Origin of the sequence: Brevibacillus brevis (assembly GCF_001039275.2) — a bacterium.
Classification (GTDB): domain Bacteria; phylum Bacillota; class Bacilli; order Brevibacillales; family Brevibacillaceae; genus Brevibacillus; species Brevibacillus brevis_C.
Map to the genome: position 1 here is coordinate 2,047,554 of NZ_CP030117.1, position 18,893 is coordinate 2,066,446.

Annotated in this window: 21 protein-coding genes; 15 read left to right on the plus strand and 6 right to left on the minus strand. The window is 47.8% G+C overall.

Features of this window, described 5'->3' with window-relative positions:
• Positions 1–36 precede the first annotated feature (36 nt).
• The 3 genes from AB432_RS10380 to AB432_RS10395 all read left to right on the plus strand — a co-directional run bounded on the left by AB432_RS10380 (position 37) and on the right by AB432_RS10395 (position 3,251).
• Positions 37–759, plus strand: coding sequence for an NAD-dependent deacylase (locus AB432_RS10380; protein WP_048035754.1), 723 nt, complete (start codon positions 37–39; stop codon positions 757–759).
• 263 nt (positions 760–1,022) lie between these two features.
• Positions 1,023–2,939, plus strand: a complete 1,917-nt coding sequence (locus AB432_RS10390; RefSeq protein ID WP_048032219.1) for an ABC transporter ATP-binding protein — start codon at positions 1,023–1,025, stop codon at positions 2,937–2,939.
• Positions 2,940–3,029: 90 nt separating this feature from the next.
• On the plus strand, positions 3,030–3,251 hold the full coding sequence (locus tag AB432_RS10395) for a hypothetical protein (RefSeq protein ID WP_007727805.1): 222 nt from the start codon (positions 3,030–3,032) through the stop codon (positions 3,249–3,251).
• A 48-nt stretch (positions 3,252–3,299) separates the two neighbouring features.
• Here the strand turns inward: AB432_RS10395 and AB432_RS10400 are convergent, their stop codons facing one another.
• Both AB432_RS10400 and AB432_RS10405 read right to left on the minus strand, forming a co-directional pair.
• On the minus strand, positions 3,300–3,671 hold the full coding sequence (locus AB432_RS10400) for a L,D-transpeptidase (protein WP_048032220.1): 372 nt from the start codon (positions 3,669–3,671) through the stop codon (positions 3,300–3,302).
• 76 nt (positions 3,672–3,747) lie between these two features.
• Positions 3,748–3,993 carry a hypothetical protein gene (locus tag AB432_RS10405; protein ID WP_048032221.1) on the minus strand — a complete coding sequence of 82 codons (246 nt, stop codon included), beginning with the start codon at positions 3,991–3,993 and terminating at the stop codon, positions 3,748–3,750.
• A 202-nt stretch (positions 3,994–4,195) separates the two neighbouring features.
• On the opposite strand from AB432_RS10405, the gene AB432_RS10410 reads away from it, so the two are divergent.
• The 4 genes from AB432_RS10410 to AB432_RS10425 all read left to right on the plus strand — a co-directional run bounded on the left by AB432_RS10410 (position 4,196) and on the right by AB432_RS10425 (position 8,711).
• Complete coding sequence (locus AB432_RS10410; RefSeq protein WP_048032222.1) at positions 4,196–4,954, plus strand: DUF4931 domain-containing protein; 759 nt, start codon at positions 4,196–4,198, stop codon at positions 4,952–4,954.
• A 22-nt stretch (positions 4,955–4,976) separates the two neighbouring features.
• Positions 4,977–5,837, plus strand: coding sequence for a GNAT family N-acetyltransferase (locus AB432_RS10415; RefSeq protein ID WP_048032223.1), 861 nt, complete (start codon positions 4,977–4,979; stop codon positions 5,835–5,837).
• Positions 5,838–6,003: 166 nt separating this feature from the next.
• Positions 6,004–7,134 (plus strand): virulence factor, encoded by a 1,131-nt coding sequence (locus AB432_RS10420; protein WP_048032224.1) that lies wholly within the window; start codon positions 6,004–6,006, stop codon positions 7,132–7,134.
• Between the two features lie 281 nt (positions 7,135–7,415).
• Positions 7,416–8,711, plus strand: a complete 1,296-nt coding sequence (locus tag AB432_RS10425; protein ID WP_016742568.1) for a phytoene desaturase family protein — start codon at positions 7,416–7,418, stop codon at positions 8,709–8,711.
• Positions 8,712–8,818: 107 nt separating this feature from the next.
• Here the strand turns inward: AB432_RS10425 and AB432_RS10430 are convergent, their stop codons facing one another.
• Positions 8,819–9,631: a serine hydrolase gene (locus AB432_RS10430; protein WP_048032225.1), complete on the minus strand. Its 813-nt coding sequence runs from the start codon at positions 9,629–9,631 to the stop codon at positions 8,819–8,821.
• A gap of 111 nt (positions 9,632–9,742) precedes the next feature.
• Between AB432_RS10430 and AB432_RS10435 the strand changes: the two genes are divergently transcribed.
• The 6 genes from AB432_RS10435 (at position 9,743) to AB432_RS31040 (ending at position 14,598) form a co-directional block, all read left to right on the plus strand.
• Positions 9,743–11,368 carry a peptide ABC transporter substrate-binding protein gene (locus AB432_RS10435; protein ID WP_048035755.1) on the plus strand — a complete coding sequence of 542 codons (1,626 nt, stop codon included), beginning with the start codon at positions 9,743–9,745 and terminating at the stop codon, positions 11,366–11,368.
• 27 nt (positions 11,369–11,395) lie between these two features.
• Positions 11,396–12,133: a gamma-glutamyl-gamma-aminobutyrate hydrolase family protein gene (locus tag AB432_RS10440; protein ID WP_048032226.1), complete on the plus strand. Its 738-nt coding sequence runs from the start codon at positions 11,396–11,398 to the stop codon at positions 12,131–12,133.
• 191 nt (positions 12,134–12,324) lie between these two features.
• Entirely contained in the window at positions 12,325–12,813 is a 489-nt protein-coding gene (locus tag AB432_RS10445; RefSeq protein ID WP_048032227.1) for a hypothetical protein, read from the plus strand.
• A gap of 17 nt (positions 12,814–12,830) precedes the next feature.
• Positions 12,831–13,271 carry a peroxiredoxin gene (locus AB432_RS10450; protein ID WP_048032228.1) on the plus strand — a complete coding sequence of 147 codons (441 nt, stop codon included), beginning with the start codon at positions 12,831–12,833 and terminating at the stop codon, positions 13,269–13,271.
• 73 nt (positions 13,272–13,344) lie between these two features.
• Positions 13,345–14,397 carry a DNA polymerase IV gene (locus AB432_RS10455; protein ID WP_048032229.1) on the plus strand — a complete coding sequence of 351 codons (1,053 nt, stop codon included), beginning with the start codon at positions 13,345–13,347 and terminating at the stop codon, positions 14,395–14,397.
• A gap of 12 nt (positions 14,398–14,409) precedes the next feature.
• Positions 14,410–14,598, plus strand: a complete 189-nt coding sequence (locus AB432_RS31040; RefSeq protein ID WP_048032230.1) for a hypothetical protein — start codon at positions 14,410–14,412, stop codon at positions 14,596–14,598.
• A 50-nt stretch (positions 14,599–14,648) separates the two neighbouring features.
• Here AB432_RS31040 and AB432_RS10465 read toward each other — a convergent pair whose 3' ends face one another.
• From AB432_RS10465 to AB432_RS10475, 3 genes are all read right to left on the minus strand, one after another.
• Positions 14,649–15,095, minus strand: coding sequence for a GNAT family N-acetyltransferase (locus AB432_RS10465; protein ID WP_048032231.1), 447 nt, complete (start codon positions 15,093–15,095; stop codon positions 14,649–14,651).
• On the minus strand, positions 15,092–16,309 hold the full coding sequence (locus tag AB432_RS10470) for an MFS transporter (RefSeq protein ID WP_048032232.1): 1,218 nt from the start codon (positions 16,307–16,309) through the stop codon (positions 15,092–15,094). Before AB432_RS10470 ends, AB432_RS10465 begins: the two co-directional genes overlap by 4 nt.
• Positions 16,310–16,415: 106 nt before the next feature.
• Positions 16,416–16,964, minus strand: coding sequence for a TetR/AcrR family transcriptional regulator (locus AB432_RS10475; RefSeq protein ID WP_173628766.1), 549 nt, complete (start codon positions 16,962–16,964; stop codon positions 16,416–16,418).
• 214 nt (positions 16,965–17,178) lie between these two features.
• On the opposite strand from AB432_RS10475, the gene AB432_RS10480 reads away from it, so the two are divergent.
• Both AB432_RS10480 and yqeH read left to right on the plus strand, forming a co-directional pair.
• Positions 17,179–17,703 carry a YqeG family HAD IIIA-type phosphatase gene (locus AB432_RS10480; protein ID WP_012685700.1) on the plus strand — a complete coding sequence of 175 codons (525 nt, stop codon included), beginning with the start codon at positions 17,179–17,181 and terminating at the stop codon, positions 17,701–17,703.
• Positions 17,700–18,821 (plus strand): ribosome biogenesis GTPase YqeH, encoded by a 1,122-nt coding sequence (gene yqeH, locus AB432_RS10485; protein WP_048032234.1) that lies wholly within the window; start codon positions 17,700–17,702, stop codon positions 18,819–18,821. Before AB432_RS10480 ends, yqeH begins: the two co-directional genes overlap by 4 nt.
• Positions 18,822–18,893 lie beyond the last annotated feature (72 nt).

Sequence of the window (18,893 nt, forward strand, 5' to 3'; positions counted from 1 at the left end):
GAGAAGAACATTTTCAAAGAAGAAGGGGAGACCATGATGGATCATCTGGCACACTGGTTGCGGACATCTTCCTATACAGTTGTATTCACCGGAGCAGGCATGTCGACAGAGAGTGGCTTGCCTGATTTTCGTTCACAGTCTGGACTATGGCGCGGTAAAGATCCGATGCAACTCGCGAGTACTCGCGCGATGATGGAGAATCGGGAAGCGTTTGTGGAATTTTATCAGATGCGCATTCAAGGACTGCTGTCATGCAAGCCACACGCCGGACATGAATGCTTAGCTGAATGGGAGCGGCGTGGATTGGTTCATGGGATCATTACACAAAATGTAGACGGCTTTCATCAAGCGGCGGGAAGCTTGGCTGTAGCCGAACTCCATGGCTCCCTTGCGAAAATCCGCTGTCTTGCCTGCGGGACCGAGTATGCCAATACACGCTATCTACAGGAACAAGGGACGATATGCGCATGCGGAGGATTTTTGCGTCCGGGTGTTGTCCTGTTTGGCGAATCTTTGCCGCAATCGCAAGTCGATCAGGCCATCTCGTGGACCGAACAAGCCGATTTGTTCATCGTATTAGGCTCTTCGCTTACCGTGAGTCCGGCCAATTGGTTTCCGCAGCATGCAAAAGAAAGAGGAGCCAAACTGGTCATTGTCAATCAGGAACCAACCCCATTGGATGCGTGGGCAGATGAGGTCATCCAAAATGAACGGATCGGCGACGTGCTGCAAAGATTAGGACAGTCGTTAGAAGAATAAAAGCAGGCGTGCTCGATGAAAAGAGTACGCTTCTTCTGTTTGGGCTCGTTGACATACCTTATTGCTGGTGACGCTTCCTATTTTATTTTTATCCAGGTATCATTATTACTTAATATTCTATATTTTACCATTAATGAGGCGTCATTCCAATATTTGCTCGATCCATTGAATCACCCTAGAGCTTGCGCGAAAAACATGATACCATCGAGTGTAAGATTTATATGGCTTCTCGATAAGCAAATAGAAAAGTACAGGTGACGTTCATGCAAATATTATCAGTAGAAAACCTCTCCAAAGGTTATGGAGAAAAAGTATTGTTTGATAACATTTCCTTTCATATTGCCGAGCAAGAGCGAATTGGTCTGATCGGTGTCAATGGTACGGGAAAATCCTCGCTCTTGAAAATCGTGGCGGGCTTGGATACTGCCGATAGCGGGAAAATTGTTCACGCGAATCATTTCCATGTGGAGTATTTGCCACAAAATCCCGATTTTGACGAAAGCTCTACGGTACTGGAACAAGTATTTTATGGTGATTCTCCGCTCATTCAGCTTTTGCGTGATTATGAAACAGCGCTTGAGGCTGTTCAGGAAATGCCTGACGATGAGAAAAAGCAGGCGCGATTGTTTGCTGTTCAAAACAGGATGGATGCGGCTGACGCGTGGGAGAGCAATACGCAAGCCAAAATGATTCTGACCAAGCTGGGCCTGCACAATTTCTCACAAAAGGTAGGAGAGCTCTCTGGTGGACAAAAAAAGCGGGTAGCAATGGCGCGTGCTTTGATCCAACCAGCAGACCTGCTCATTTTGGATGAGCCTACCAACCATATTGACAATGAGACAGTCGAGTGGCTGGAAGAGTATTTGTCCCGCTACAAGGGTGCTTTGCTGCTCGTCACCCATGATCGTTACTTCCTGGATCGCGTGACGAACCGCACGTTTGAGCTGGATCGCGGCAAGCTGTACAGCTATGAAGGCAATTATGGGATGTTCCTGGAGAAAAAGGCGGAGCGTGAAGAAAACGAAGCGGCCGTTGAGAGCAAACGGCAAAATCTGCTTCGTCGTGAGCTGGCATGGCTTCGTCGTGGAGCAAAAGCACGGACAACCAAACAAAAGGCACGTGTGCAACGGGCGGAAGAGTTGCGAGATAAAGTAGTAGATGGACCTGCTGCCAAGATGGAAATGGCACTCGGGGCCAGCCGTCTCGGCAAAAAGGTGATCGAGCTTACGAACATCCATAAGGCGTACGGTGAGCGAAAACTGATTAACGATTTCAGCTATATTGTCCTGCCGGGTGATCGTGTGGGGATTATCGGGCCAAACGGAAGTGGGAAAACGACTCTCTTGAACATGCTTGCAGGAAGAATTCAACCGGATAGCGGTTCATTGGAGATCGGGACGACTGTTAAAATCGCCTACTACACGCAGGACAATGTCGAGATGGACGAAAAGCTGCGCGTCATCGAATATGTAAAGGAAGCAGCAGAGGTCATTCAGACGAGCAATGGCGAGTCGATCACGGCTTCACAAATGTTGGAGCGGTTCCTGTTTTCGCCGCATATGCAATGGACACCGATTTCCCGCCTGTCTGGGGGAGAACGTCGTCGTCTCTATCTGCTCCGTACGCTGATGGGAGAGCCGAATGTGCTGTTTTTAGATGAGCCTACGAATGATTTGGATATTCAAACGCTCAGTATTTTGGAAGACTATCTCGAGCAATTCCCAGGCGCAGTCATTACGGTATCGCATGACCGCTATTTCCTCGATCGTACCGTTGACCATTTGTTTGCTTTTGAGGGGCAAGGAAACATTCGTCATTATTATGGCAACTACTCCGAGTACCTGGAAGAAAGACGCCAGGAGAAAGCAATACAGGTGCAAGAAGCGGATCCACAGGCAGAAAAGACGCAAAGCAACAGCGGGGCTAATCGCGGCAACAACCGCACACGCAAGCTGTCTTACAAGGATCAGAAGGAATGGGATGCGATTGAAGGCAAGATCGCGGCTTTGGAAGAGCGCAGCGTCCAGCTAAAGCAAGAGATTGCAGCGTCTGGCAGCGATTACGGCAAAATTGAAAAGCTCTATGCAGAAGAACAGCAAGTGGCGGCAGAGCTGGAAGCAACCATTGAGCGTTGGGCGGAATTATCAGCATTGGTAGAGGAATTGGAGCAAGGGAAATAATTAGTGGCGTAGCCAGTAATTGAGGGCTGGGAAAGCGACGCTTCCACCTGTAGACTAGAGTAGATTACTAGAGTAGAGGAGTCGCTGTCGTTGCCTGCCTATAAGTTAGACCCGGAATGGGTGATGTCTTACCTAGAGCTGCAAGAACAGCAGCTCTCTTCCGAAGTGCATCCAGAGGATAAAGAAGTGATCATGAACAAGATCAGGGAAATGACGTTATCGATCATGTACAAACAAGCGAGAAGATTTCTTGTATACTTGGAAGCGGATGAAACGGAAGCAGAAAGAACGAAAAAGACTCATCTTATGTAAAGAAGACCCGCCTTGGTTTAAGTGAGGCGGGTCATTTCATGTTTATGTTTATTGCTGTCTGATTCGAACAGGCGTACCGATGGGCACGATTTTTCCCAGAGCATTCACGTCCTCATTGTACATGCGAATACAGCCGTGAGATACATACTTGCCGATAGAAGAGGGGTTGTTCGTGCCGTGAATGCCGTAGTGTGGTTTACTTAGCCCCATCCATAAGGTGCCGAATACACTCAAAGGACCTCCCGGATAAGAATTCGGATAGGGGACTTTGTTGATGATGGTAAAATCCCCTCGTGGTGTCGATGTGGCAATTTTGCCCAAGGCAACAGGATAAGAGCGGATGAGTTGGTTCCCATCGAACAGATCGAGACGTAGCTTTGCAATCGAGATGCGGATGTTGTAGGACGGCAGCTTTTTCACCTCCCCCACAAGCGTTTCGAAATGCCGCTGCTACTATCTTATGAAAACGAGTGGAACCGGTACCTTTCTCTTATGATTAATGTAGTTTGACATCTAACGAAAACGTATCCGGATAGCGCAGGCCGTCACGATAGAACAAGGTTCGCACCCAGACGTACATCCGTAAAGGAATGGAAGGAAAGACGATGGCCAGCTTACCTTCTTCCAAGACAGGCAAATCGAGCGGGGATTGAATTTCATAAGGGACTCCTTCTTGATCAAGCAACGTTTTGTAATGTTGGGCCTCGCTCCAGCTAACAGGATAATAAAATGATTTTTCCATCCAATTCCAACACCTTTCCAGGTTTCACTGCTTACCATTGTATGTAAAACATTTGAGATAAAAAAAGAAACAAACGCCACAGTCATTGAAAAATAGGCAGTCCAATTGAGGTTTCTAAAGTGTCGTCTACGCAAAAAACGTCATGATTTTCCCAGAAAATGCGTGTAAAGTGGAAGTAAGCACAAACTGGAGGGACACGGGAATGAAGCAGACACACTTGCACTTTAACATGCAAATAGGCAGGAAAAAGCCAGTGAGTGTAAACAACACAGAGACGGCCTGTCCTTTTTGTGATCGAAACAGTCTCACAGACGTTTTGGAGCAGCGGGGCTCCATGATTTGGCTCAAGAACAAATTCCCTGTTTTGGAGGATACGCATCAGACTGTTTTGATTGAGACGGATGAATGTCAAGGGGATTGGTCTGTCTATTCCAAAGAGCATGTACGAGCATTGCTGGCATTCGGGATAGAGAAGTGGCTTGAAATGGAGCAAAGCAACTCTTATCGTTCCGTCCTGTTTTTCAAAAACCACGGCCCGTATTCCGGGGGGAGCATCCGTCATCCACACATGCAGATCGTCGGATTACATGACTACAACTATTTGGATCAGGTAAAAGACAGTGATTTTATTGGCATAACCATCCATCAGGAGGCGGGGATTGAATGCAATCTTTCTACGCATCCGCGTGCAGGTTTTTTTGAATATAATGTCATTCTATCAGACTTTGATCAATTGCCGAAAATGGCAGACTACTTACAAATTTTAGCACATTGGATACTGACTCATGTCAATCCGCGTAACCAAAGCTACAATTTTTTCTTTTACCATTGGGGAGAAAAGCTGATCGCTAAAGTAGTTCCGAGGTTTGTTACCTCGCCTCTTTACGTAGGCTATTCGATTCCGCAGGTCGCCAATAATTTGGAAGAAATGGTGGCTGAATTGCAACGACGATACTTCTAATCAAAGAAGGGGTGCTTAGGCGATGACGTATACGATCACGGCAAGAAAAACACTCACCTCAGGAGAACTGGCACAGATTAAAGAATTGGCTGCGATTTGCAATGAGCAGGATGGGCTTGATCTCAAAGTAAACCCGGGTATGCTGGAAAAGCGTTCGGGAGAGCATGAAGAAGACTTTGTATGTTATGCGGATGGAAAGCTGGTTGGCTTTCTAGGGCTCTACGTGTTTCATGGCGGTGAGGCAGAAGTGAGCGGCATGGTCCATCCAGCCTACAGAAGAAAAGGCATATTCACAGCGTTGCAAGCACAAGCCGCAGATGCATGCAGGCGAAGAGGTATTCCGTCGCAGTTGTTTATCATTCAGCGAGATTCGCAAAGCGGCAAGTCATATATGGAGCGAATCGGCGGGGAGTATCAATTCTCGGAATATTGGATGGATTTAGGGGAGAAACAAAGAGCAACGGTTTCAGGAAACGTACTGCTTCGACCGGAGATCGCCAGTGACTACGAAACATTGATTTGGCTGAACGTCCATGGTTTTCAAATGGAGGAAGAACGCGCAAGGGAAATGGCCGAAAATATGGCGGGTGATCCCAAATCCACCACGCATTTAATGATTGTCGATGATAAGGCCATTGGCAAAATAAGCGTGAACAAGGATGAGAGCAAGGCGTTTATTTATGGATTTTGTGTACACCCAGATCACCAAGGGAAAGGATATGGACGCCAGGCTTTGGCACAAACGATCGAGATGCTGGTGGAAGAGGGATGTCCGCAAGTATCACTGGAGGTAGCCTGTGAAAACAGCAGTGCTTTGGGGCTGTATGAATCATGCGGCTTTTTTGTAAAGTCGGCCAATGATTACTACAAGCTGGCGTTGTAGTGGGCAAACTGCTTTTCACTATCTCTCAGGTTGGAAAACGTATCAGGATACATGCTACGATAGACGGGAAGCATGTAGCGTTGTAAAAAGGTTGTTCAAAAAGCCGTCTTTTGATCACGAGGTATTCGTGACTTTTTGAACATGCATAATTAAGGAGTGACTCACTATGAAACTGTTGTCCATCGAACCGACGCCGAGTCCAAACGTCATGAAGCTGAATGTAGACGAGCGTTTGCCGGATGGGGTCCAACATGTCTATACAAAGAAAGATGCGAGTAAAGCACCAGAACTCATGAACAAGCTTTTGGAGATCGATGGGGTTACCTCCATTTTTCATACGGCAGATTTTCTCGCGCTGGAGCGAAAGTCCAATGCAGATTGGCAGCGTATTTTGACTGTCGCGCGCGAGGTTTTGCAAGCAGGTGCAGGAGCGGCTGTTCCTGACATGTCTGCGGAGGAAGCGGGGGCATTCGGAGAGGCGCAAGTGTACATTCAAATGTTCCGTGGGGTACCGATGCAGGTCAAGGTGACCATGGGAACGGAGCAGATTCGTGCAGCGCTACCAGAGCGTTTTGGACAGGCAGCCGTGCGTGCAGGCTCTGCGTCGCCGAACCTCATTATGGAACGAAAATGGGTCGAGCATGGCGTGCGCTATGGCGATTTGCGCGAGATTGGCGAGGAGGTCGCATTGGAAGTCGATGCCTCCTATCCAGAGAGCCGTGTGGAAGAAATCGTGGAACAGGCCATGGCGCTTGGTCCCGGGGAAACCCCAGAGCCAGTCGTGCGTGAAAAGAAAGTCGTTACCCTGGAGATGCTCGATGATCCAGATTGGCAAAAAAGATATGAAGCGCTGGATCGAATGGAGCCTACTGAAGAGGATTTGCCTGTTTTGGAAAAAGCGCTTCGTGATAGCAAACCGTCGATTCGCAGGCTTGCGGTTGTGTATCTCGGCATGATTGGCGGCGACGACGTTTTCCCGCTGCTGTTTGAAGCGCTCCGCGATGATTCCGTCTCTGTACGACGCACAGCAGGCGATACCTTGTCCGACTTGGGGGACACGCGCGCGATTCTACCGATGTGTGAAGCGTTGAAGGATAAAAACAAGCTGGTACGCTGGCGTGCTGCTCGCTACTTGTTTGAGGTGGGGGATGAAACGGCCTTGGACGCTTTGCGTACCGCACAGAACGATCCTGAGTTTGAGGTCAGCTTGCAGGTTCAGATGGCCGTGCAGCGCATTGAAAGCGGCGAGGCGGCTAGTGGTACCGTTTGGCAGCAAATGACTCGCCGAAACGAATAGTTCACTGCTTCCAGTTGCGCAAGAGCCCTCTATCAAGCAGATTACTGCGATAGAGGGCTTTTTTTGACGTGTTTTCGTTGGCTGGATATACAGTGAATAGCGGGGCATACTGCTTCAAGAAGAGCGGTCAACAAGTTGGTTCATTAGGTAAATATTGGTATAAGTCAGTATAAAAATAGACACAGTTCAATAATAGTTGACTTCCACCTTATCCATCCCTTAGACTAGGATAGGGTTTAGCTTATGTATTCAACATCGCTAGTGCGTAGGGGAGATTGTGTATGACAACCAATCACTATGACGTTGTTATTGTAGGTGGGGGACTAGCTGGTCTTTCCAGTGCCGCCTACCTGTCGTCGAAAGGCAAAAAAGTTGCAGTTTTGGAACGCGGTCAATTGGGTGGACGTGCCGTTACACTGAAGATCAAAGGGTTTAACTTCAACTTCGGTGCCCACGCCATTTATGCTCGCGACAGCTCCGTTTTGAGAACGTTTGAAAAAGAATTGGGTCTGAACATCGATTGGCAGGATTTCAATCCGACAAAAGCCAAGTACGATATTGGTAGCGATCTGACTGCAGTTCCAGCGAATGTACAAGGACTTTTCCAAACGAAGCTCTTAAAAGGTATGGACAAAGTATTGTTCACGTTTGAGATTTTGAAAACGATGCTAAAAATGGAGAAAGGCCATCCACATATGTCGATTCAAAAGTGGATGGAGAAAAAGCAAGTCAACGAAGAAGTGCGAGAAATGATGTTGACGCTTGCCTCTTCCAACTTCTTCACACGTGAGCCTGAAAAGATTCCTTCTGACGTTTTCTTTTCTTACTACAGCCGTTTGTTTACAACGAATAAACCGGTAGCGTATATCGGTGGCGGCTGGCAAGCATTGATCAATGAATTCGTGCGTGTGATTGAAGCAAACCAGGGTACGATTCTGATCAAAACCAAAGTAGAAAAGTTCCAAGTAGAGAATGATCGTGTGGTTGGAGTGGTGACACCGGAGGGCGAATTTACGGCGGATGAATTTATTTGCTGTATTCCGCCGAAGGAGATGGCGAAGGTCTTTGCGGAGACGCGCCTGGAACATGCGGTTGCACAGCATGCTGAATACGAGCCAACGGTTGTTATGGTGTATGACATTGGCTTGAAAGAGCGAATTGACGTACCGTTCTCCTACATCTACGAAAAAGCAAACAATATTTTCATTACCGATATTTCGTATTATGACCGTACTTGTGTACCTGAAGGCGGGCAGTTGTTGCAGGCGACTGCTTACATGCGTCAGGATGAAGTAGGGAACAAGGAAGCGGCAGAAATCCGCAAACAAGAGATTGAAAACCTGTATGACAAGCATTTCCCAGGCTGGCGTGAGCAACTGGTTGTGCCGCGCGTTTCTGCTCGTGCAGTCGTACAGGAGATCAAGTGGACCATGAATCAGAAGCCAATGCCGATTTTCATGCCGGATTACCGCAACCTGTTCTTCGCGGGTGACTGGTGTGAAGGCCAAGGCCAACTGTCTGAGCTGTCTTTCTCTAGCGCGATGAACGTTGCCAAGCTGATTTTGGAAAAAGAATAATTCGATGACGAGCGGGTGTTCCTTGACGAAAGGAATGCCTGCTTGTTTTTTCTCATTCAACGTTTTAAAGAAAAAAGCCCGCCAATGGAGATGGCAGGCCACATGGATTACGCTTTCTGACAATATACGTGATAAACGAGATGACCGATTTGCGCCATGACTTCGGCAGCATCCTTTTGCTCGAGTCCCTTGTTTAAAATGGACAAGGTAACAGCATGAGAACCGATGTAGAGGATGCCGACATCATGCGTGATTTTGGTCACAGAGCCAGTCTTGTTGGCGAATTCCCATTTCGGAATCATCCCGATCACATCACCGTCCGGGTCAGGCAAGAGGAAGGGGATGCGGTCACGGTGCTGCTGAGTCTTCAAGATGGCGACCATTTTCAAACAACTGTCGTAGGAGATCACTTTTCCTGTTGCCAAATATCGGAGGTGGCTTCCCATGTCTTTTGCCGTCACCTCATTGTAACCTTCCAATTCGGCTGGGACGACCATGAGCTTGTTGTAGAAGTGACTGTTTGTCATTTCTGTTTTTTGCATCGCGTTGCGAATGCTCTCTGTTCCGACGAGATCAATCATCATGTTCGTCGCCGTATTGTCACTTTGGATGATCATCAGGGTAACCAGGTCACGAATCGTAAATTCAGTGCCGGGAGTCATATGCTGAAGAACACCTGCACCGCCAACGAGATCCTCTTTACGCAGCTTGATCTTGTCCTCTAAGGCAAACTTGCCTGCGTACGCCTCTGCAAAAACAGCTGTCATGATCGGGACTTTGATCACACTGGCTGCGTAGAAGCGTTGATCTTCGTTGATGGATAATGTTTCACCGGTACGCAAATCTTCGAAAAAGATTCCCCATTCCCCGCAAGCGTCCTTGATCAGGCTGGATATTTGGGCAAAAAGACTGGATAACATGTAGACCCATCTCCTTTTGTTTCGATGTAGACAAAATTTTCTCAAGATAATATTATTTAGTCATGCTCCTAACAATCAAGAAGAATTATTCCTAAGATGGGGGTTTTGCTGTTGCATAAGTGGAAGAAATTATCATTTTGTGCTGTTCTGTTAACCAGTTTAGCATTCGCAGGTTGTGGAACACCACAAGCAAGCACCACGGGGGAGACGACAGGTGCAAAGCAGGAGCAGAGTAGCGCCCCCCAAACGATGCAGGTCAACCTGAATTCTGGTGAGCCAAGCACGATCGACCCTGGACTGGCAGAAGATATCCCTTCGATGTCTGTTGCCCGTGCAGCATTTGATGGCCTCCTGCGCTTGAATGAAAAAGGCGAGCTGAAAGAGGCGGTCGCAGAGAAATACGAGGTTTCCGCTGATGGTCTCACGTACACCTTCCATCTGCGGGAGTCCAAATGGACCAATGGAGATCCGGTTACCGCTCATGACTTCGAGTATGCATGGAAACGGGTTCTCGACCCGAAAACCGCTTCCGGTTACGCGTACCAGATGTACTATTTGAAAAATGGGCAAGCCTTTAACGCCAACAAGGCAAAAGCCGAAGATGTCGGCGTGAAGGCAACAGACGACAAGACACTGGTTGTTACGCTGGAAAACCCGGCACCGTTTTTCCCGGAATTGGTTGCATCTGTCACCTATTTCCCGGTCAATAAAAAAGCGGTTGAGGGAAACAAAGAATGGGCTTCGAAGCCAGAGACGTACATTACAAACGGGCCATTTAGCTTGAAAAATTGGGAGCACAAATCAAAGATCGAATTCGAAAAGAGCGATTCTTACTGGGATAAGGACGCTGTCAAATTATCCAAGCTGACCTTAAACATGATCGAGGATGCCAATACGGAGCTATCGATGTTTGAGAAAGGTGATCTGGATTGGGCAGGCTCACCACTGGGCGATTTGCCACTGGATGCGCTGGATGCTCTGAAGGAATCCGGAAAGATGCAAGCTCAAGCGACAGCGGGTACGTACTGGTACATTTTCAATACGACGCAAAAGCCGTTTGACAACAAAAAGATTCGTCAGGCATTTGCTACGGCAGTCAATCGTCAGGAAATCTCCGATAATGTCGTACCATACAAGAGCACGCCAGCGACGGGAATTCTCCCGCCAACCATGGCACTCACACCAGAGGGCTATATCAAAGACGGCGATGTAGAGACCGCGAAGAAGCTCTTGGCAGAAGGCATGAAAGAAGCGGGGATCAAAGAGTTGCCACCGATCACGATTGCATACAATACGTCAGAGGTCAATTCGCGTATTGCGACAGTCATTCAGGATCAATGGCGCAAAGCATTTGGCATCGAAGTCAAACTGGTAAACAAAGAGAACAAGGTTCACCGTGAGGACATGAAGCAAGGAAACTTCACCATCGGTCGTGGTAGCTGGATTGGCGATTTCAACGATCCGATCAACTTCCTGGAAGTCTTCAAGGGGGGACTGAATACATCCAAATGGGAAAACAAGGAGTTCCTCGATTTGCTCGCACAGTCTGCCAAAGAAGGGGATGTAGCGAAGCGCAAGGAAATCCTCAAGAAAGCTGAACAAATCGTCATGGATGAAATGCCTGCGTTGCCAATCTACTATTTCACCTACGCATGGGTGAAGCAGGATAGCGTAAAAGATGTGGTAGTAGATGCACTCGGGTTCATCGACTTCAAGTACGCTTCCAATCAAAAGTAATCATGAGTCTATAAGGGAGTGACTGGTGTGCGTCCGATCATTGGTGTGGCATGTACGAAAATGTATTTTCCGAAGAACGATCTCGACCAGTTTTTCTATGTAGGTTCAGGCTATGTGAACGGAATTGCGCGCAGTGGCGGTACTCCACTGATCTTGCCACTGCTGACGATTCAGGATGCTCCGTTTCGTGAGATGATCGAGTCGCTGGACGGCTTGATACTGTCCGGTGGTGAAGATCCTGCGCCGCATTTGTACGGCGAAGATCCGCTACAAGGGCTGGGCGATATCAATTACGAAAGAGACATCACGGAGCTTGAGATTATCAAGATTGCGCTGGAGCTGAAAAAGCCAATACTGGGCATTTGCCGCGGGATGCAAATATTGAATGTGGCGTGTGGCGGCACCCTCATTCAAGATATCCCAAGCCAAGTACCAGGAGCGTTACAGCATGCGCAGAAGGGTTCACGGCAATACGGGGCACACAAGATTACGCTGCAACCTGGCTTTGTAGCGGATGCTCTTGGAAAGACAGAGGTGCTCGTGAACACTTCTCACCACCAAGCAGTCAAAGACATAGCACCGGGCTTCAAAGTCACAGGATGCGCGGCTGACGGTGTGATTGAGGCGATAGAAAGCCTCGACGGGCTACATGTAGGCGTACAGTGGCATCCAGAGCGGATGTGGGCACACGACGACGACATGTTGAAGATTGCCGAGGCATTTGTTGCCCGGATAAAGCAGTTGAAGCTGCAAGCGACTAACTAGAATAGAAATGTGAGAAACCGTTCTGGGATTGCCTAGAGCGGTTTTTTGCATGCAGGAAGACTCTGCGATGGTAGAGCCTCGCGTATCGCAGCGGATATAAGGGGGGGTCAGTGTTAGCGTGGTGAAACAAGGATAAATGACAGGCAGAATCGAACTTCACGTAAGAGAATGGATTTTCGTGAGGTGAGTTTTTGAAGAAAATAATTGTTGTTATTTTGCTTTTTCTACTCGTTTTTCCAAGGTTCCTCTTCGCAGAGTATTTTGCTGAACGCGAAATCAAAATGATAACCGCAAACTATTATCAAGCGCTTATCGACGAAGACTATGAAAAAGCATTCCACACCCTTTTTCTTTATGATGTTGCGGAGGGTAAGCATCCAACTGATGGCACGACGTTAAGTGACCAGGAAGCGAAAGAATTATACATGAAAAAGATCGCTTTCTTAAAAGCTCATCATTACAAACTTAACGATTATGAGATCAAAAAGATTAGATACGAAGATGGGCATACCGCCTTTCTTGAAATGCAGCTTGAAGTTGAGCATGATGGACAAAAATTTCAATATGCTGAAACTGTACATGTATGGGGAGAAAAGGTATGGATTATGGGAGAGGAGGACGATCCGTTCAGAACATATCGGGATGGGAAAATGAAATTTCCGCTAGCCCCAGTAAACTAAGCATAGAGGTGAGAGAAATGTTAAAGGTCGGAGACTCGGCTCCCGTCTTTACGGCGGAGAGCACAAAAGGGACCATTGATCTTAAGGATCACATCGGCAAAGAAAATATCGTCCTCATTTTCTATCCGGGAGATGATACCCCGATTTGCACGAAGCAGCTATGTGCGGTTCAGGATCACTACACCAAAATCGAACAAGCAAACACAGTCGTATTTGGCGTCAATCCCGGTGGTATGGTCAAGAAGCGCTCGTTTGCTGATAAGTTCCGTTATGAATTTCCACTAATCGTGGATGAAGACGAATCGATTCGAAAAGCATATGATGTCGGCAAGGTTCTTGGACTGTTTTTCCAGCAACGCATCGTGTACATGATAGGCAAAAACGGAAATATCATCTACGCCAAAAAAGGGAATCCACCAGTATCAGAGCTGCTACAGGTACTGGAAAGCCAAGTCTAGGACGTTCTCGCTTGCGTCAATGGAACAAAACAGGGATAATAGAAATGAGAATGTATGTTTGGTGGGTATCCCTATGAAAAAAATTCTTCACTTGGATATTGACGCATTTTTTGCGAGTGTAGAGCAGTTAGATCGCCCCGAATTGCGGGGGAAGCCGGTCATTGTCGGGGGAACTGGCAATCGTGGTGTCGTATCTACCTGTAGCTACGAGGCTCGAAAATATGGTGTTCGCTCTGCAATGCCTGTCGCCATGGCGAGGAAAAAATGTCCGCAAGGCTTTTATTTGCCTGTACGCTATAGCCGTTATATCGAAAAATCTGCTGAGGTCAGACAGATATTTACTTCTTATACAGAGAGTTATCAAACAGTGGGTCTAGACGAGGCTTATTTAGACGTGTCCCATTATGAGAATGCGGTACCCATCGCCCGCGATATTAAGAGGCGAATCAAACGGGAGACCGGACTTACTTGCAGCATCGGGCTTTCCTACAATATGTCGTTGGCTAAGATTGCCAGTGATTTGAAAAAGCCGGATGCTTTTGTAATCATCCGACCTGAGCAAGCTTTGGATGTGCTGCGGTCGTTGCCAATTGGCACCTTGCATGGAGTTGGCAAAAAGTCGCAAGAGTTGCTCGCGAAAAAGGGGATTGAGACGGTAGAGGATTTTTGGAGGCTTTCACTCGATGAAGCCACTACATTATTTGGGAAGTTTGGTCGTTCCCTCTATTACCGGGCGAGAGGAGAAGACAATCGCGAAATCGAGATGGATCGCGCGCCGAAATCATTGAGCCGTGAAACGACACTGCCCTTTGATTTGTTTGACAGGGATGCGATTGCTCCGATTGCCACCTCCCTCTTGCGTGAGGTCGAAGAGGACATCCGCGAAGAAGGAGTCGAGCCCCAGACGATAACGCTCAAAATCAAGTATGCGGACTTTACCCAGCGGACCAAGCAACACAAGGCTGTGACTGGAGCCAACTGGCAGGAGCTGTTGGACGATTTGCTCGACGCCTTTGACTATACAGCGGGCGTTCGATTGGTGGGCGTAGGCTTTTCGAATTTTGCCGAGCAGCAAGGGGAGAGATACGAACAGCTCTCGATGTTTTCGTGGAAGCTGGGGAAGTAAGGGGGGAGAACGGTGGAGACAGAGAATGCCTTTCATTGCTGTGCGACCTGTATTCATTTTCGCGTGGAGAAAGGTACGGGAGGAGTCAGCTATCGATGTTCTCGTTTAACTTATGAGACGCGTCCGGACTATCGCTTCCAATGCTGGACTCCGACAGAGAAGGTCAAGCGACTGATGGAAGCACGTAAAAGTCAACGATAGCGACAAAAAGAGGCACCCCCTTCGTCAGTACCGACTAGGAGGTGCCTGTTCTATTCATTTGTCAGGTCGAGGACCATCACTTCCTCCGGTCCATCCATTTCGCCATTTGAGGTAAAGCCGAAAGACTCATACAGCTTGCGAGCGAACTCGTTTTCGGGATGAATGCTCAAGTAAATGCGCGTACAACTGTAGCGTCTGTACATTTCTTCAACGAGCATGTGCAGAAACTTTTTGGCGTACCCCTTACCCTGATGGTGACCATCAAGCATAAAGCGATCCAGCCAAATTCGGCCATTCTCTATTTCTATTCCGTGCATGGCATAACCGACAGCGATGTCCTTGTCATACAGACCGCATGATATCCATTCCGGTTCAAAACCCGATTGGGCGATGGAAAAAGCGTTGCTCTCGATGAAGGCCTGTTGACCTTCCGTTACAGTCAAGCAGGCAATGTGGCGCCAATTTTCTTTCGTAATTTCACGAATAGACAAACTCACAATTTCATCTCGCTTTCATTCGTGTAAAGACGGGCGGATTTGCTTGCTTTTAATTGGACAAAAAGTAAAATGCCAAAGCCAAGGATGGACGCTGCCACGATTAGGAGGGCAGAGGACACAGGTAGTAAATCCGTCAAAATTCCCCCTGCGAGCGGGCCTGCAACCATTCCGATTCCGTGAAACATATTAAAGAGAGAGTACGCCGTGCCGTATGCGCCGCTTCCTCCTTGGTCAATGATGGCCCCCAACGTACTCAAGGTTGGCGATAAGGTAAAACCAATACTAGCCCCAACCAAGGCCATTGCGAGCATTGCCTGCCAGAGGGAGTCCGCCCACGCCAAAAGTGGCAGAAACACAGCCAGCGTAATAATTCCGCCAAACATGAGCTTATACGGATTCATGCGGCTGGAAAGGGAGCCGGCAACTGGCGCGATCAGTCCGTATGCGAGTGTCATGACCCCAAACAAAAGACCAATCGTTGTCGGTGTCATGCTGAGTTTCTCTGTAAAAAATACGGGCAACGTCGGTTCCAGCAAACAAAGGGAAATCTCAGCCAGCAATACGATTCCAGCGATAAAGATGACTTGTGGATTCCGGATGAATCCACCGACATGAAGCTTTTCACTGACAGTTCTCGTCGTGTCTTCCTTCAAGAACAAGTAGACCAGCACAATGTTGATCACGGTAAAGGCTGCTGCTGCCAGGAAAGGCATACGATGGTCACTGATTTCAAACAACCATCCGCCAATCGGCGCTCCAAGCAATGTACCGGTCGAAATCGCCGTCAATGCAATTCCCATAACAGCTCCGCGCATTTTGGATGGGAACAAATCCGCCAAGAGGGCAAGGGCAGTTGGCCATGTAGCCGCAGCAGCAATACCTTGAACAAAACGAGCGGTAATCAGCAAAGCCATTGTCTCAGCGAAAGCAAACAATAACGTGGACGCGGCGAGACCGAGCAAGCCGATCAAAAGCATGGTCCGTCTGCCGATCCGATCGGATATCGGCCCGAAAATAGGGGTGGCAATGAGCATCGCGACGGCATAGCTGCTAAACAGTACGCCCATCATGGTGGAGGAGGGCGCAAGCATTTCCGTAAAATAAGGAACAATCGGAATCAACAAGCTGTATAGCAGCATGTCGATGAAAAGGATCAGAATGACAAACAAGAGTCCTATTCGTTGTTGTTTGGTCATTTGTGTAAAAATGGACATGATGGAACACCTCTTTACTATAAAAACTATTTTTGTTTTATCGGTTTTCTTGCAAATAGCGATATCGTGGTCTTTCCAAAGTTAGTGGAATGACCACGAGTCAATGTTACCTTTTATCCGCTGGTACCAGTCCGAACAAGAGGACATCTACGATGGCGGAAAGCGCCTCTGAGACTGTAATCTGGTTTTTCGTGTAAAAGCGCAGATCAAGTGTGGAATTAAGGGCATCGACAATCACCTTCAACATGAGTGTAACGTTCATATTGACGATTTGTCCTTCTCGAATCCCCTGTTCGATGAGTACGCGAAGTGTCTGCCAATCCTCGGATAAAGAAGCCTCGACCTGGGCATATTGCTCAGGATAATATCGCTTCATCTGTTCGAGGATGCGCAAATCATAAAATTCATAGTGTGTCGGTAAAACCATCATGACGCCTTTGATTTTATCGATAAGAGAGAGACTGTCGTCTGCGAGAATTTGCTGTGTTTTTTCATCGCCCTCTTCAAAGGACTGCTGAATGATTGTTTCCAGAATTTCTACCTTGGATGAGAAGTGCTCGTATAACGTGCGTTTGCTGATCCCGAGCCGCTTCGCCAAGTCATCCATGGAAAATTTCATGCCTTTATCGCGAATCTCTTCAATAAAACCTTTCATGATCCGGTTTTTAATTGCAATCGACCCCCAGCCAAAACAACGGAATAGAAAACTGTAAAAACAAAAATAGTTTTCTTTGTAACGCTATTTTACACAGGATGACAGAGCAATGCAAGTGGTGATCATGCTTTTTGTTTTGCAACTAAGTGGTCGATTATGGTATAGTAGGTGCCGAAATCGCGGTTGATTGCTTCACATCATTTGGAGGTGCCCCGTGTTTTTAGAGAAGCTGATGCCTAGTCAGTTCGTCGAATCAATCCATCACATTGACATAGATCAATTGAAACGAAATAACATCCGTGCGGTGATTACAGACTTGGATAATACCTTGGTGGAATGGGACAGGCCACATGCAACCGAGGAGGTCATCAACTGGCTTGCTCGCATGCATGAGGCAGGCATACAGGTCACTGTTGTCTCCAACAACAACAAGGAGCGTGTAGACCGCTTCTGTGCCCCCTTAAATCTCGGGTTTATTTATGCGGCCAAAAAGCCGACAAACCGTGCTTTTTTGCAGGCAGTGCGGCAGATGAATGTAACCATCGCTGAGACTGTTGTCATTGGCGATCAATTGTTTACCGATGTGCTGGGAGGAAATCGATTAGGATTTCATACGATCCTGGTTGTTCCTGTAGCCCAGACGGATGGTTTTTGGACGCGCTTTAATCGTCAGATGGAGCGTGTGGCCCTTATTTGGATGGAGAGGAAAGGAATGGTTTCGTGGAGGAGAAAAGCATGACGGAACAAATGCATGGCTCTTGTGCTGGATGTGGGATTGCCATTCAGACAGCAGATGCAAAAAAGCCTGGCTATGCACCTGAATCCGCGCTTGGCAGAAAGGTAGTCATTTGCCAGCGCTGTTATCGCATCAAGCATTATAATGAAGTAGCTCCCGTAGGAATGGGCGATGACGATTTCCTCAAGATTTTGGATGGCATCGGTTCTACGGAGTCTCTTGTCGTAATGGTAGTCGATATTTTTGACTTCCAAGGCTCTTGGCTCAAGGGTTTGCCACGTTTTGTCGGGAAAAATCCGATTTTGCTCGTGGGTAACAAGGTCGATCTGCTGCCGAGAAACATCAACCTGAACCGCGTGCGCAACTGGATGCAGCACGAAGCAAAAGAACGCGGACTGCGCCCAGAGGATGTCGTACTCATCAGCGCGCAAAAAGGACTTCATATCGATGAACTGTTGAATCGCATTGGAGAGCTGCGCAAAGGTCGAGATGTTTACATTGTCGGTGTGACCAACGTAGGAAAGTCGACCATGATCAACCGCATCTTGCATGACTACGGTGCGGCTGAGCTTGAGATTACGACTTCGCCATTCCCTGGTACGACACTGGACAAAATCGAGATTCCGCTCGAGGATGGCCGCTCCATTTTTGATACGCCGGGAATCATTAATCGCGATCAGATTGGACATATGGTATCCCCGACTGATCTGAGAAAGATTACCCCAACCAGCCGGATCAACTCCAAGGTGTATCAGCTCGATGATGGACAATCACTCTTTTTGGGTGGTTTAGCCCGTATCGACTTCGTACGCGGAGAGAGACAGCCGTTCATCATCTATGCCGACAACGACCTGTACATCCACCGGACGAAGCTGGAGAAAGCAGACGAGGTGATGCAAAAGCACCATGGAACCCTGCTGGTACCCCCAACAGGGGAGGAAGCTGCGAAAGCTCTTCCACCATTTGTGAAGCACACCTTTAAAATCAACAAGTCCACCACGACGACTGACATCGTGATTTCCGGTTTGGGCTGGGTCAGCATCCAAGGAAAACACGAAGCGAGTGTTGTCGTGCATGCACCTAAAGGCGTTAGTGTTGGGATGCGCAAAGGGCTGATCTAGCTTAAGCAAGAAAAGTCGAGTTAGCCTTGCCCTTGCCATATGCTATAGAGAGACGTCCGGGGAGGAAAAGCT